Source organism: Rhodococcus jostii NBRC 16295 (assembly GCF_001894825.1).
Lineage (GTDB): Bacteria > Actinomycetota > Actinomycetes > Mycobacteriales > Mycobacteriaceae > Rhodococcus_F > Rhodococcus_F jostii.
Window position 1 is genome coordinate 78073 of the sequence record NZ_BCWY01000024.1, and the last position, 13381, is coordinate 91453.

Here is a 13381-nt window from a genome sequence, read left to right on the forward strand (position 1 = left end):
TACTTACTAACCGCGGGCGGTTACTAAGTACTCACGGGTTTGCGGCAGCTGAAGATGGCGGTGCCGGGGAAGATCTGTCCCCGCAGAGGGCTCCACTGCCCCCATTCGCGGTCGAGCCACTCCGGCCACTCCGGCTCGATGATGTCGCGCACCTCGAGTCCGGCCGCGACGATCTCGCGGACCCGGTCGCCGATCGTCCGGTGGTGTTCGACGTAGGTGGGAACACCGTCGCCGTCGACCTCCACGTACGGCGTGCGGTCGAAGTAGGGGAGCGACGCAGTCAGCCCCCGCGGCCCCGGATCGTCGGGGAAGATCCAGCGGATCGGGTGGTTGACGGCGAACACCCACAGCCCGCCCGGACGAAGAACCCGCGCGACCTCACGCATCACCTGCTGTGAGTCCGCCACGAACGGAACCGCACCAAAAGCCGAACACGCGATGTCGAAGCTCGCGTCGGCGAAGGGGAGGTGCTCGGCTCCCGCATGCACCAGCGGCACGGTCGCGCCTCCCGCCCGCATCGCCTCGACTCCGCGGGTCAGCATCGACATCGACAGGTCAAGCCCGACCGCCCGGGCGCCCCGGCCGGCCAACCACCGCGCGCAGGGCGCCGAACCGCAGCCCACCTCGAGGACGTCCTTGCCCGCCACGTCACCGAGCAGGTGGTAGTCGCCCTCGTGAAGTCCCTCCGGGCACCAGACGAACTCGCCCTCGGTCGAGTCGACACCGAGGAACTCGCCGTGCGTGCGGTGGTAGTCGTCGGCGTCCGCGTCCCACCAGGCGCGGCTCGCGCGCTCACTGGATTCGGAATCGACGCGGACGCGGCTCACCCCGGTGGTTCCGAGGACGCTGTTGGCGGTGCCGTGACGGTCGTCTTCGGGGGAGAGGGGAGAACCGGACGGGCGGGGATCGGACATGGGCAACAGAGTAGAGCGTGGGAACGTGCCCGGGTTTGCCCAGCTTGCCCAGGGGCGCGTAGCCTATTGCACGCGAGTGTCTATGTGTGCGGCATCGGATCGGTTCAGTTCGAGTTCGTTCGGTTCCAGTCGGGTGTCGTTCATTGCGCTTGCGGTGATCTGATTCGGCGGGATTGTTTCGTCGGTTCAGGTTGCTTGTCCGACAGAACACCATCAACCGACCACAACCCGTCCGGAGCAACTCAACACATGCCCTCCACCACCGTGACCTCGCCGCAGGTAGCCGTCAACGACATCGGCTCCGCCGAGGACTTCCTCGCCGCCATCGACGCAACGATCAAGTACTTCAACGATGGCGACATCGTCGAAGGCACCATCGTCAAGGTCGATCGTGACGAGGTCCTGCTCGACATCGGTTACAAGACCGAAGGCGTCATCCCTTCCCGTGAGCTCTCCATCAAGCACGACGTCGACCCCAACGAGGTCGTCTCCGTGGGCGATGAGGTCGAAGCTCTCGTCCTCACCAAGGAGGACAAGGAAGGCCGACTGATCCTGTCGAAGAAGCGCGCTCAGTACGAGCGTGCCTGGGGCACCATCGAGGAGCTCAAGGAGAAGGACGAGGCCGTCAAGGGCACCGTCATCGAGGTCGTCAAGGGCGGCCTGATCCTCGACATCGGTCTGCGCGGCTTCCTTCCCGCTTCGCTCGTCGAGATGCGCCGTGTCCGCGACCTCCAGCCGTACGTCGGCAAGGAGATCGAGGCCAAGATCATCGAGCTCGACAAGAACCGCAACAACGTCGTCCTCTCACGCCGCGCATGGCTCGAGCAGACGCAGTCCGAGGTTCGCAGCGAGTTCCTGCACCAGCTGCAGAAGGGCCAGGTCCGCAAGGGCGTCGTGTCCTCCATCGTCAACTTCGGTGCCTTCGTGGACCTGGGCGGCGTCGACGGTCTGGTGCACGTGTCCGAGCTGTCCTGGAAGCACATCGACCACCCGTCCGAGGTTGTCGAGGTCGGCACCGAGGTCACCGTCGAGGTCCTCGACGTCGACCTGGACCGCGAGCGCGTTTCCCTGTCGCTCAAGGCCACACAGGAAGACCCGTGGCGTCAGTTCGCCCGCACGCACGCCATCGGCCAGATCGTGCCCGGCAAGGTCACGAAGCTGGTTCCGTTCGGTGCCTTCGTGCGCGTCGAAGAGGGAATCGAAGGCCTCGTCCACATCTCCGAGCTGGCCGAGCGCCACGTGGAGGTCCCGGACCAGGTTGTCGGCGTCAACGACGATGCACTCGTCAAGGTCATCGACATCGACCTCGAGCGTCGTCGAATCTCGCTGTCGCTGAAGCAGGCCAACGAGGATTACAACGCCGAGTTCGATCCGTCCAAGTACGGCATGGCGGACAGCTACGACGAGCAGGGCAACTACATCTTCCCCGAGGGCTTCGATCCCGAGACCAACGAATGGCTCGAGGGCTTCGACAAGCAGCGTGAAGAGTGGGAGAACCGCTACGCCGAGGCTGAGCGTCGTCACAAGATGCACACCGCTCAGATGGAGAAGACCGCTGCAGACGAGGCCGCCGAGGCTGCCACCGCTGCTGCCGGCTACTCCTCCGAGTCGGGTGCCGGCGACGCCGATGCCGCTTCGTCCTCCAGCGCCACGTCGTCCGAGTCGGCCGGTGGATCGCTGGCCAGCGACGCTCAGCTCGCCGCTCTGCGCGAGAAGCTGTCGGGCAACGCCTAGCAAGTCCGCCTGACTCGTCAGGCACAGCCGAAGACCCCGCCCCTGCATCGCAGGGGCGGGGTCTCGTCGTTGCGGGTGTGGGGGCGCTCAGTTCGCGGTGGCGGGTATCCAGTACCCGGGCGAAGACTGTACTTCGGCGCGCTTGCGCATGGATGCGAAGCTGTGCCTGCCCTGGCTGATGAATGTCGTGAGCCAGGTTCGCCGATGCTCGGCGAGTGCGGAGGCCACTTCGGGGATCTCTGTGCAGTGCACCCCGCCTGCGATGCCGAGGCGGTGCCGACCGAACTGGTTGCGGTGATCGCGCATGGCGTTCCTCTTCTTCGAGAAGGTGCAGGTCGGGTGCGTTCGCTAGAACATAACCGACCGTGTCGGGCTTCTGTGGTATTTGGGGCAGGTGAGTCTGCCGGGAGGGAAGAGGGTGAAGATCGGCAAGGGACGTGCGCGTTCGTTCCGCGGTGGATGCAACACTGGGAGACGTGTTGAGAATCGGCCTCACTGGAGGCATAGGAGCCGGTAAGTCCACCGTGTCGAAGGTCCTCGCCGAACTCGGGGCCGTGATCGTCGATGCCGATGTGATCGCGAGGGAGGTCGTGGAACCCGGTACACCCGGTCTCGCGGCGCTCGTCGAGCGGTTCGGCGAGGAGATCCGGACCGCGGACGGGACGCTGGACCGGCCCGCCCTGGCGGCGCGGGCCTTCGCCGACGACGAGTCGCGGCTGGCGCTGAATTCGATCGTCCACCCGCTCGTCGGGGCGCGCACTACCGAGATCATCGAGTCGGCACCCAAGGACGCCGTTCTCGTCCAGGACATTCCGCTGCTGGTCGAGGGCGGGATGGGCGCGGCTTTCCACCTCGTCGCCGTCGTGTTCGTCGATGCGGAGGAGCGCGTGCAGCGGCTGGTCGGGTCGCGGGGAATGCCCGAGACCGACGCGCGAGCGCGGATCGCCGCCCAGGCGGACGACGATCAGCGGCGGGCCGCCGCCGACGTCTGGCTGGACAACAGCGGCGCCCCGGGCGCGCTCGAGCCCGAGATCCGGGCGCTGTGGTCGGATCGTCTCGTGCCGTTCGAGTCGAACATCCGCACGCGGACGGTGGTCCGTGTCCTGCCCGAGCTGACTCCGCCGAATCTGCAGTGGCCGGCGCAGGCGGACAGGCTGATCGCCCGGTTGAGCCTCGTCTGCGGCGATCGTGCCGTGCGGATCGATCACATCGGGTCGACGGCGGTCGAGGGACTGCCCGCCAAGGACGTCATCGATCTGCAGGTGACCGTCGCGAACCTCGAGACGGCCGACGACCTGGCCGACGCACTCGCCGACGCCGGGTTCCCCCGCATCGAAAACATCACCGCCGACGACCCCAAGCCCGCGTACCAGGGCGGCGAGACCGATCCGGCGGTGTGGGGCAAGCGAATCCATGGCGGCGCCGATCCCGGGCGGCCGGTCAACATCCACCTCCGCGTCGACGGGTGGCCCGGACAGCAGTTCGCGCTCGTGTTCCGCGACTGGCTCCGGGCCGACGCCGACGCCCGCGCCGAGTACCTCGACCTCAAGGAGGGTGCGGCTGCGAAGGCGGCAACGCACACCGACTACCGGGAGGCGATCACCGCCTACGTCGACGCGAAGACCCCGTGGTTCGACCGCGCTTACCACCGGGCGTGGGAATGGGCCGAGCGGACCGGATGGAGCGCGTAGGTCACCGCCAGTCGATCGGCATGCCGATCGACGCCAGCCAGCGTCCGAGGTCGTGGCCGTGCGCGGCGATCCCGTCGATCGCCGTGGTCGCGGTGAGGATCGCCTGCTCGGCCGCCGACGTGTCGAGCAGGCCGGTGCTGTGCGCCTCCATCAGTTCGTCGACGTCGAGGAGTTCGGTGTCGCGGCCGGTGCGGATCACCAGATCCAGATAGTGGTCCTCGGACTTCCACACGTCGTCGCCCCGGGTGAAGGCGCCGATGTCGACGTAGTGGTCCTGATCGCGCTGGTGGTAGGGGTGGTAATGGAAGATCGACGCGCGCAGACCGAGGTCGGGGAGCAGCCACGACTCCAGGTAGTGGAACTGCCGGTGATCGGAGGTGCGCGCCATGTACAGCCCCCACGGCTCGACGCGGTAGTGATCGACGTGGCGGACGAAACCCTTGGGGTCGGTGTTGGTGTGATCTCGTAGGTCGAAGTACTCGACCTTCGGTGGGTGGATGCCGTGACTCGCGCCTGCCATGGTGGGGAACCTACCGGGATTTTTCAGCCGACGGAGATCGGCGGGGAGTTTGTCGGTACCTCGGCCTACCCTGGTTCCATGGCGTTTGCATCCGAGCACCCCGTGGTGGCACATTCCGAGTTCCGTCCCATCGGGGAGATCGAGCGGTCGGAAGCACGCTTCGAGGTCGTCAGTGACCACAAACCGGCCGGCGACCAGCCCACGGCGATCGCGGACCTCGAACGCCGGATCAACGCAGGTGAGAAGGATGTGGTCCTGCTCGGCGCCACCGGTACCGGTAAATCGGCGACCACGGCGTGGCTGATCGAGAAGGTGCAGCGGCCCACGCTGGTGATGGCGCCCAACAAGACGCTCGCCGCGCAGTTGGCCAACGAGTTGCGCGACATGCTGCCCCACAACTCAGTCGAGTACTTCGTCTCTTACTACGACTACTACCAGCCCGAGGCGTACATCGCGCAGACCGACACCTACATCGAAAAGGACTCGTCGATCAACGACGACGTCGAGCGGTTGCGGCACTCCGCGACGTCGAGCCTGCTCTCACGGCGGGACGTGGTCGTGGTGGCGTCCGTGTCCTGCATCTACGGCCTCGGCACCCCGCAGTCGTACCTCGACCGGTCGGTGCAGCTCGAGGTCGGTGTGGAGGTGCCCCGCGACGCTCTGCTGAGGCTGCTGGTCGACGTGCAGTACACCCGCAACGATCTGGCGTTCACCCGCGGATCCTTCCGGGTGCGTGGCGACACCGTCGAGATCATCCCCTCGTACGAGGAGCTGGCGGTGCGGATCGAGTTCTTCGGCGACGAGATCGAGGCGCTGTACTACCTGCACCCCCTCACCGGCAACGTCGTGCGGCAGGTCGACTCGGTGCGCATCTTCCCGGCCACGCACTACGTCGCGGGTCCCGAGCGGATGGAACGCGCCGTCAAGGACATCGAAGCCGAACTCGAGGAGCGGCTCGCCGACCTCGAGAACAAGGGTAAGCTTCTCGAGGCGCAGCGGCTCCGGATGCGCACTCAGTACGACCTCGAGATGATCAAGCAGGTCGGATTCTGCTCCGGCATCGAGAACTACTCGCGTCACATCGACGGCCGTGGGCCGGGCACGGCGCCCGCGACGCTCATCGACTACTTCCCGGAGGACTTCCTCCTGGTCATCGACGAGTCCCACGTGACGGTCCCGCAGATCGGTGCGATGTACGAGGGCGACATGTCGCGTAAGCGCAACCTCGTCGAGTTCGGCTTCCGGTTGCCGTCCGCCACCGACAACCGCCCGCTGACGTGGGAGGAGTTCACCCAGCGCATCGGGCAGACGGTGTACCTGTCGGCCACACCTGGCAAGTACGAGCTGGGGCAGGCCGGCGGCGAGTTCGTCGAGCAGGTCATTCGCCCGACCGGTCTCGTCGACCCCGAGGTCGTGGTCAAACCGACCAAGGGGCAGATCGACGACCTGGTGCACGAGATCCGCGAGCGGGCGGACCGCGACGAACGTGTCCTCGTCACTACACTGACGAAGAAGATGTCGGAAGACCTCACCGACTACCTCCTCGAGTTGGGAATCCGGGTGCGGTACCTGCACTCGGACATCGACACGCTCCGACGCGTCGAACTGCTCCGGCAGCTCCGGCTGGGGGAGTACGACGTTCTGGTGGGTATCAACCTGCTGCGTGAGGGTCTCGACCTTCCCGAGGTGTCGCTGGTAGCCATCCTCGACGCCGACAAGGAGGGCTTCCTCCGCAGTTCCACCAGCCTCATCCAGACGATCGGCCGCGCGGCCCGCAACGTCTCCGGCCAGGTCCACATGTACGCCGACAAGATCACCGACTCGATGCAGCACGCGATCGAGGAGACCGAGCGACGTCGCGAGAAGCAGATCGCCTACAACGAGAAGATGGGCGTCGATCCGCAGCCGCTGCGGAAGAAGATCGCCGACATTCTCGACCAGGTCTACGAGGAGGCCGAGGACACGGCCAGCGGGGTCGAGGTCGGCGGTTCGGGGCGCAACGCCACTCGCGGTCGCCGCGCCCAGGGCGAGGCGGGACGCTCGGTCAGTGCCGGCGTGTACGAGGGCCGCGATACGAAGTCGATGCCCAGGGCGGAGTTGGCGGATCTGGTCAAGGAATTGACCGATCAGATGATGAACGCGGCCCGCGATCTGCAATTCGAACTCGCCGGGCGACTCCGCGACGAGATCGCCGATCTGAAGAAGGAATTGCGCGGCATGGATGCTGCGGGCCTGAAATAGCGGGGAACCGAGGCAGTACGGTCGCAAGTATGGATGCACACAACGCAGGTCGTACGGCTCGGTCCTTGGAGTTGCTTCATTCGCTCAGCTACTTCGTTCCCGAAGTCGAGGAGCGGCTGATCGAGGCAGGTCTCGAACCGGGTCGGATGGGCTACTTCGCGGGACGTTCCGCGCCGATGGGCGCGGTCGGCGCGGGCGTCGTCACTGCCACCTTCTTCAACTTCAGTCCGGCGGCGATGGAGTCGATCATTCCGCGCGCCTGGGGTCTGGCCACGCCCGCGGCCATCGTGGAGGCGCGGTACCGGGGTGTCGGCGAGGCGTACGTGCGACTGCTCGGTGAATCGGTGACGAATTCGCCGGAGATGGCCGAGGCAGCCGAACTCGTGTCGATCGCGGCGCGGGGCATCCCGGGTGTCGAGGGAAGGCCGCTCTATGCGGGATACGCGGAGGTGGAGTGGCCGGACTCACCACACCTCGCGTTCTGGCATGCCCTCACATTGTTGCGCGAGTACCGCGGCGACGGTCACATCGCCGCCCTGCAGACGGCGGAACTGAGCGGACTCGAATCGCTGATCACGCACACCGCGACCGGATTCGGGTTCCAGAAGAAGTTCGCGATCACCCGCCGCGCCTGGACCCAGGATCAGTGGGATTCGGCGAGCGACAGCCTGCGCGACCGGGAAATCCTGGACGCCCGAGGCGAACTCACCGCCGAAGGCAAGGAATTGCGGGAACTGGTCGAGGACCTCACAGACGATCTCGCGTTGGCTCCGTGGGCCGCGCTGGGGGAGGACGGGGCAGCCCGGCTCGTCGAACTCGCGACCCCCTGGCGTGACGCGATCGTCGCTGACGGAGTGTTCCCCGCCGGCGTGTTCGGTCCCAAGGTCCGCACGTCATGCTGACGCCGATCACAGCCCGCGCGCACGCGGAATGTGATCCGTCATGCACTGGGGATATCCCCTGTGGCATGTGCTGCAAATGCACCTATCCGGGCACCGATACCGCTAGGGTCAGCGCAGTGGCTGCTGGGTCCAGGCATGACGTATGTCTGGACCCCGGCCAATTGACCACCGCAGACATGGAGGAATGAATGAGCGCCTACCGGACCGTTGTCGTCGGAACCGATGGCTCCGAGTCGTCGTTTCTGGCCGTCGAGAAGGCTGCCGCCATCGCGGCGGACGCCGGTGCCAAGCTGATCATCGCCTGCGCGTACTACCCGGCCGACCCGAAGGACGTCGGGCAGGCCGCCGACGCTCTCGGCGACGAGGCCTACCAGATCACCGGTTCGGCCCCGACGTACGAGATCCTGCGCACCGCGAAGGAGCGCGCCCACGCCGTCGGCACCAAGGAGGTCGTGGAACGCGCTGTCGTCGGTGCCCCCGTCGAGTCGCTGCTGAACCTGGTCGACGAGGTCGAGGCCGGTCTCCTGGTGATCGGCAACCGTGGACTCAACACCCTCACCGGACGACTCCTGGGCTCCGTTCCGTCCGACGCCGCGCGCAAGTCCACGTCCGACGTCCTCATCGTTCACACGGTGCGCTGACGCAGGAGAAGATCAGCAGTAATTCGCCTCGGCGGCATCGAGATAGACCCGCGCCACCTGCTCGGGGGTGAGGCCGCTGTCTGATGTCGCCGAGGCGAACTGCGCCATCGGGGTCAGATGCGCGAGGATTGTGGCCTCGTCGGTGCCCTCGGACAGCCGGCCGCAGATCCCGTTGGCCAGCGCCATGACCGTGTCGTCGGGCAGCGCCGGGATACCGGCGTCGATCAGCGATTCCTTGTAGCGCTGCCCGCGGGCGTCCAGATGTGACGCCGCCGTGGTGGAGGCAACCGAGGCCGACGGCGGGTCGGAGGCAGTCGCCTCCGAGCAGGCGGTCAGCACGATCGTGGTGAGGACGAGTCCGCACCCGATCAGCCGACCGCGACCGCCCGACGTCACGACTGGGTCCCGACCTCGGCCGGAGCGAGATCGGACAGTACCGCGGGCAAGGGCCTGGTGTGCACCACACCGAGCCGTTGCGTCGCGCGGGTCAGGGCCACGTAGAGGTCGTTCATTCCCCGCGGCGACTCGTCGAGGATGTCCTGCGGCTCGGCGATGAGCACCGAGTCGAACTCTAATCCCTTGACATCCCGCACCGTGAGGACGCTGACGGAGTCGGATCGCAGATCGGCGAGGGCGGCGACGAGGTCGTGGCCCCCGATCACGACAGTCGTGCCCGGTCCGGTTTCCCGGGACACACAGGTGCGCACGGTGTCGGGGAAGTCGTCCTCGGAGACCCCCAGTGCCCAGGGCGTGAAGCCGGATTCGCGGACCGACCGCGGTACGGTCTGTTCGGGGTCGATCTCGGCGAGAACCCGCCGCGCCGACGTCATGATCTCCGCCGGTGTGCGGTAGTTGACGGTCAGTTCCGTCAGCTTCCACCGCTTGGCGACATACGGCTCGAGGATCCGCTGCCATGACGACGTTCCCGCCGGGTCGCCGGTCTGCGCCGTGTCGCCGACGAGCGTCATCCACCGATTCGGTATGCGGCGCATCAGCATTCGCCAGGCCATTTCCGAGAGTTCCTGCGCCTCGTCGACGATCACGTGACCGTAGGTCCACGTTCGGTCGCCCGCGGCGCGCTCCGCGGTGGTCTGATGCTGTCCCACGTCGTGGCGCGCGGCCAACTGGCTGGCGTCGATCAGGTCGTAGGCCATCAGGATCTCGGGGTCCAGCTCGTCCTCGAGGTCCTGCGGGGCCGAACCCGTCAGGATGTCCAGGGCACCCTGGGCGTCCGCGATCTGCGCCCGCCACTGGCGACGGGCGCGTTCCCGTTCCGCGGCGTCGTCGACGCCGAGGAGTTCGGCCAGTTCGTCGAGCAGCGGGGCGTCGGCGGTGCTGAAGCCGCGCACTCCGGGTCGGCGTAGCGAGTCACGTTGCGCTTCGGTGAGATTCGGGGCGGCATCGGCCAGCCGCTTCGGCGAGGCGTACAGCTCGGCGAGCACCTGCTGCGGCGACAGTTCCGGCCACAGCGCGCTGATCGCCCTCATGATCTCCGGATCTTCCCGCATCTCGTCACGCATGTCGGCGATATCGTCCCGGCTCAGCAGGTTGCCGCCGTCGACGACGTTGGCACCCAACGCGTCCGCGAGTTGCTGGGCGAGCGCCTCGATGACGGCCGACACGAAGATGGGGCGGGCCAGGTTGTGCGGGCGCCGCGACGATCGCGCGCGGCCGCGAGCACGGGTGACGACCTTGCGGTCGAGGGTGACCTGGTAGGTGTCGAACGTCAGCTCGACCGGTCGCGACGGCACTTCCTGCCGATCCCGGACCGCCTTCTTGAGGACGTCCAGCATGTCGAGTGAGCCCTTGATCTCGCCGGCATCGAGGCTGTCCTCGACGGTGGCGCGGACACCGGGGTAGAGGTCGCCGATGGTCGACAGCAGGACACCCGTCTCGCCGAGTGAGGGGAGCACCTGGCCGATGTAGTCGAGGAACGTGGCGTTGGGGCCGATGATCAGGACGCCGGCCTTCGCCAGCTGCTGGCGGTAGGTGTACAGCAGGTAGGCGGCGCGGTGCAGCGCGACCGCGGTCTTGCCGGTCCCGGGACCGCCCTGGACCACCAGCACGCTTTTGTGCTCGGACCGGATGATCGTGTCCTGCTCGCCCTGGATCGTTTCGACGATGTCGTTCATCTGACCGGTGCGGGCCGCGTTCAACGCCGCGAGCAGTGCGCTCTCACCGGCCACGCCGTCGGAGCCGGTGACGGTGCCCGCGGCCTCCGCCGCCGCCAGGTCGAGGTACTCGTCGTTGACGGCGGTCACACGGCGGCTTCGGGTACGGATGTGCCGTCGACGGGAGACCCCGTCGGGGGCTGCCGGGGTGGCGAGGTAGAACGGGCGGGCAAGGGGCGCACGCCAATCGAGAAGCATCGTCTCGTAGTCGTTCTCCTCGTCGAGGATTCCGAGGCGCCCGATGTAGCGGTGCTCGCCGTCGAGGTCGATGCGCCCGAAGCAGAGCCCGTTCTCGGCGGCGTCGTACTTGGCGAGGTCTTCGGTGTAGAGCTGATTGAAGGACTCCCGCTCACTGCGGGCCTGCGGCGTCCCCCCGGTTTCGAGCAGTACACGGCTCAGCCGGTTCGCCGCGTACCGGCGAAGCCCGTCCAGTCGGGTGTAGAGCATCGTCACGTACTGCTGCTCGAGCTCGCGCTCGTGGCGTGACGTGTCCTCGTCGGGCAAGAGGTCTCCTTGACTGGTTCGGCTGCAACCGGAACGGCTGCAAAAGTGCCTGGACAGTCTAGTCGGCCCCGGAGCGATGCCGCTGACGTCGCAGGTCAGCGGTGATCTCCGGGGCCGATCAGAGCGAATATCCGGCGCGGTCGGCGCCGCGGCTCGGGTCAGTGGGACAGTTCGTCCCGCTTGGCCCGTGCCTTCTCGAGCGCGGCTTCCGCTTGCTTGCGGGCCCGCTTGCCCAGGACCTCGCTGCGTTCCGCGGCGGTGCCGGCCCATTCGCCGCCCTTCTCCCGGGCGACCTCGGCCAGTTCGGGTCCGCGTTCCTTCGCGACGTCGACGAGTTCCGCGCCGCGCTCCTTTGCCAGTTCGACGAGTTCCGCGCCGCGCTCCTTGGCGATCTCGGCCCACTCGGAGCCGTGTTCCTTGGCGACGTCCGCCCACTCGGGGCCGCGATCCGCCGCGACCTTCGCGAGTTCGGCGCCACGGTCTTTCGCGACCTCGAGGAGTTCGGATCCGCGCTCGGCGGCCTCTTCGGTCAAGATGCGGGCACGCTCCGACGCTACGGCCAACGCCTCCGCGATCTCGGGACCGTGATGGTCGTGACCCGATCCGAGCGGCAGGGCCGCGACCACGGTCTCCTGAGCGTGCCGGGCGGCGCGGCGTCCACGCCAGCCGAGGGATGGTTTGCCCTCGGTGTCGACGGCGGCGATCAGCAGTCCGCCGAGCAGGCTGACGTTCTTGAGGAACTGAGTGCGCTGTGCCGCCTTCTTGGCCGGGTCGGTCTCGTTCCAGAAGTCGTGCCCCACAACGGTAGTGGGCACGAGGCTGCCGGCCAGTACGAGCGACGCGAGTCGCGGCGCCTTCCCGGTGGCAAGGAGCACTCCGCCGCCGATCTGCACGGCGGCGTTGATCTTGACCAACGTCTCCGGGTCGGACGGGATCTTCTGAGTGACGGACTCGGGAAGCGCCTCGGTGGACTTGTCGATCAGTGGTGCGGCGGCCTGTGCTCTCTGCGCCGGATTTCGAAGTGCATCGATCCCTCCGCTGATGAAGACTGCGGACAGCAGTGGGCGAGCGATACGACGGACAAGCATTCCTGGCCTCCCAATGTCGAGTTCTCCCGTCTCACACTAACGAGAGTTCTGGGCAGTCGTCGGCGTACGACACTGTTGCCGAACCGACGGTCCGCCCATTCACCAGTACCCAGGGAGGCCGATCGCCAATCGCGGGCCGTCCGGCGCGCGATCGGCGATCGGGTGCGTCACCAGCCGCGCTCGCGCCACTCCCCGAGGTGGGGGCGTTCCGCGCCGAGGGTGGTGTCGTCGCCGTGGCCGGGGTAGACGACGGTGTCGTCGCCGTAGCGGTCGAAGAGCTTGGATTCGACGTCGGAGAGCAGCGATGCGAATGCGTCGGCGTCGGCGGTCTTGCCCACACCGCCGGGAAAGAGGGAGTCGCCGGTGAAGAGGTGGGTGCGTCCGCCGCCCGCTTCCGTGAGCGCGAGCGCGATGGAGCCGGGGGTGTGGCCGGCGAGGTGGATCACGTCGAGGGTGACCTCTCCGACGCCGACCGTGTCGCCGTCGTCGAGGAGGCGGTCGGGTCGGACGGGGAGCGCGGCGGCGTCGAGCGGATGGGCGGCGGTGTCGACGCGTGTGGCCGCCGCGACGTCCTCGAGGGCCAGCCAGTGGTCGCCGTGCTGGTGGGTGGTGACGATCAATTCGAGGGACGGGGCGTGTTCGTCGATCAGTTGGTTGACGCGGTCGGCCTCGTTGGCGGCGTCGACGAGGACGGATTTTCCGGTTGCGGAACAGACGACCAGGTACACGTTGTTGTCCATGGGGCCGACGGACATCTTCGTGATCGTGGCTCCCGGAACCGTGCGGCGCTGCGGCGCCGAACCGGGGGAGACGTGGCCGGTGTACGAGTCTTCTATCACCATGGGCTGCTCGGTCATGATGGGGAGGCTACCGTCGAATACAGGCAGGTGAGTGGCAGGGCGGCCATCCGTCCCACAGAACGTGTCGGTGCCCCCGTTTACCATGGCACGGCCAGAGGGCTCAGCGTTGCTGCGC

At 67.2% G+C, this 13381-nt stretch carries 12 protein-coding genes; 5 read left to right on the top strand and 7 right to left on the bottom strand.

Annotated elements, in window-relative coordinates:
* Positions 1 to 23: 23 nt before the first annotated feature.
* Positions 24 to 914, bottom strand: coding sequence for a class I SAM-dependent methyltransferase (locus RJ1_RS17365; protein WP_073361917.1), 891 nt, complete (start codon positions 912 to 914; stop codon positions 24 to 26).
* Between the two features lie 249 nt (positions 915 to 1163).
* Between RJ1_RS17365 and rpsA the strand changes: the two genes are divergently transcribed.
* On the top strand, positions 1164 to 2648 hold the full coding sequence (gene rpsA / locus RJ1_RS17370; protein WP_073361919.1) for a 30S ribosomal protein S1: 1485 nt from the start codon (positions 1164 to 1166) through the stop codon (positions 2646 to 2648).
* An 87-nt stretch (positions 2649 to 2735) separates the two neighbouring features.
* Here rpsA and RJ1_RS17375 read toward each other — a convergent pair whose 3' ends face one another.
* On the bottom strand, positions 2736 to 2954 hold the full coding sequence (locus RJ1_RS17375; RefSeq protein WP_073361992.1) for a hypothetical protein: 219 nt from the start codon (positions 2952 to 2954) through the stop codon (positions 2736 to 2738).
* 170 nt (positions 2955 to 3124) lie between these two features.
* Here RJ1_RS17375 and coaE point away from each other — a divergent pair, with 170 nt between their 5' ends.
* The gene (coaE, locus tag RJ1_RS17385) at positions 3125 to 4339 is read left to right on the top strand and encodes a dephospho-CoA kinase (RefSeq protein WP_073361921.1); all 1215 of its coding nucleotides are present in this window, start codon (positions 3125 to 3127) and stop codon (positions 4337 to 4339) included.
* Between the two features lies 1 nt (position 4340).
* Here coaE and RJ1_RS17390 read toward each other — a convergent pair whose 3' ends face one another.
* Positions 4341 to 4859 carry a ribonuclease FAU-1 family protein gene (locus RJ1_RS17390; protein ID WP_073361923.1) on the bottom strand — a complete coding sequence of 173 codons (519 nt, stop codon included), beginning with the start codon at positions 4857 to 4859 and terminating at the stop codon, positions 4341 to 4343.
* A 78-nt stretch (positions 4860 to 4937) separates the two neighbouring features.
* Here RJ1_RS17390 and uvrB point away from each other — a divergent pair, with 78 nt between their 5' ends.
* From uvrB to RJ1_RS17405, 3 genes are all read left to right on the top strand, one after another.
* Positions 4938 to 7100, top strand: a complete 2163-nt coding sequence (uvrB, locus tag RJ1_RS17395; protein ID WP_073361925.1) for an excinuclease ABC subunit UvrB — start codon at positions 4938 to 4940, stop codon at positions 7098 to 7100.
* Positions 7101 to 7129: 29 nt separating this feature from the next.
* Positions 7130 to 8002 carry an SCO6745 family protein gene (locus RJ1_RS17400; protein WP_073361927.1) on the top strand — a complete coding sequence of 291 codons (873 nt, stop codon included), beginning with the start codon at positions 7130 to 7132 and terminating at the stop codon, positions 8000 to 8002.
* Between the two features lie 188 nt (positions 8003 to 8190).
* Positions 8191 to 8643 (top strand): universal stress protein, encoded by a 453-nt coding sequence (locus RJ1_RS17405; RefSeq protein ID WP_073361929.1) that lies wholly within the window; start codon positions 8191 to 8193, stop codon positions 8641 to 8643.
* Between the two features lie 12 nt (positions 8644 to 8655).
* Here RJ1_RS17405 and RJ1_RS17410 read toward each other — a convergent pair whose 3' ends face one another.
* From RJ1_RS17410 to RJ1_RS17425, 4 genes are all read right to left on the bottom strand, one after another.
* Positions 8656 to 9039 (bottom strand): DUF732 domain-containing protein, encoded by a 384-nt coding sequence (locus tag RJ1_RS17410; protein ID WP_073361931.1) that lies wholly within the window; start codon positions 9037 to 9039, stop codon positions 8656 to 8658.
* Positions 9036 to 11318 carry a HelD family protein gene (locus tag RJ1_RS17415; protein ID WP_073361933.1) on the bottom strand — a complete coding sequence of 761 codons (2283 nt, stop codon included), beginning with the start codon at positions 11316 to 11318 and terminating at the stop codon, positions 9036 to 9038. The genes RJ1_RS17410 and RJ1_RS17415 overlap by 4 nt, the downstream gene beginning before the upstream one ends.
* Before the next feature lie 158 nt (positions 11319 to 11476).
* Positions 11477 to 12406, bottom strand: coding sequence for a DoxX family protein (locus RJ1_RS17420; protein ID WP_073361935.1), 930 nt, complete (start codon positions 12404 to 12406; stop codon positions 11477 to 11479).
* Between the two features lie 167 nt (positions 12407 to 12573).
* Complete coding sequence (locus tag RJ1_RS17425; protein ID WP_073361937.1) at positions 12574 to 13263, bottom strand: MBL fold metallo-hydrolase; 690 nt, start codon at positions 13261 to 13263, stop codon at positions 12574 to 12576.
* Positions 13264 to 13381 lie beyond the last annotated feature (118 nt).

Bases quoted from the DNA above. Each gene is read 5' to 3' on its own strand.
- RJ1_RS17365 (WP_073361917.1), bottom strand. From the start codon at position 914: ATGTCCGATCCCCGCCCGTCCGGTTCTCCCCTCTCCCCCGAAGACGAC.
- rpsA (WP_073361919.1), top strand. From the start codon at position 1,164: ATGCCCTCCACCACCGTGACCTCGCCGCAGGTAGCCGTCAACGACATC.
- RJ1_RS17375 (WP_073361992.1), bottom strand. From the start codon at position 2,954: ATGCGCGATCACCGCAACCAGTTCGGTCGGCACCGCCTCGGCATCGCA.
- RJ1_RS17390 (WP_073361923.1), bottom strand. From the start codon at position 4,859: ATGGCAGGCGCGAGTCACGGCATCCACCCACCGAAGGTCGAGTACTTC.
- uvrB (WP_073361925.1), top strand. From the start codon at position 4,938: ATGGCGTTTGCATCCGAGCACCCCGTGGTGGCACATTCCGAGTTCCGT.
- RJ1_RS17400 (WP_073361927.1), top strand. From the start codon at position 7,130: ATGGATGCACACAACGCAGGTCGTACGGCTCGGTCCTTGGAGTTGCTT.
- RJ1_RS17405 (WP_073361929.1), top strand. From the start codon at position 8,191: ATGAGCGCCTACCGGACCGTTGTCGTCGGAACCGATGGCTCCGAGTCG.
- RJ1_RS17420 (WP_073361935.1), bottom strand. From the start codon at position 12,406: ATGCTTGTCCGTCGTATCGCTCGCCCACTGCTGTCCGCAGTCTTCATC.
- RJ1_RS17425 (WP_073361937.1), bottom strand. From the start codon at position 13,263: ATGACCGAGCAGCCCATGGTGATAGAAGACTCGTACACCGGCCACGTC.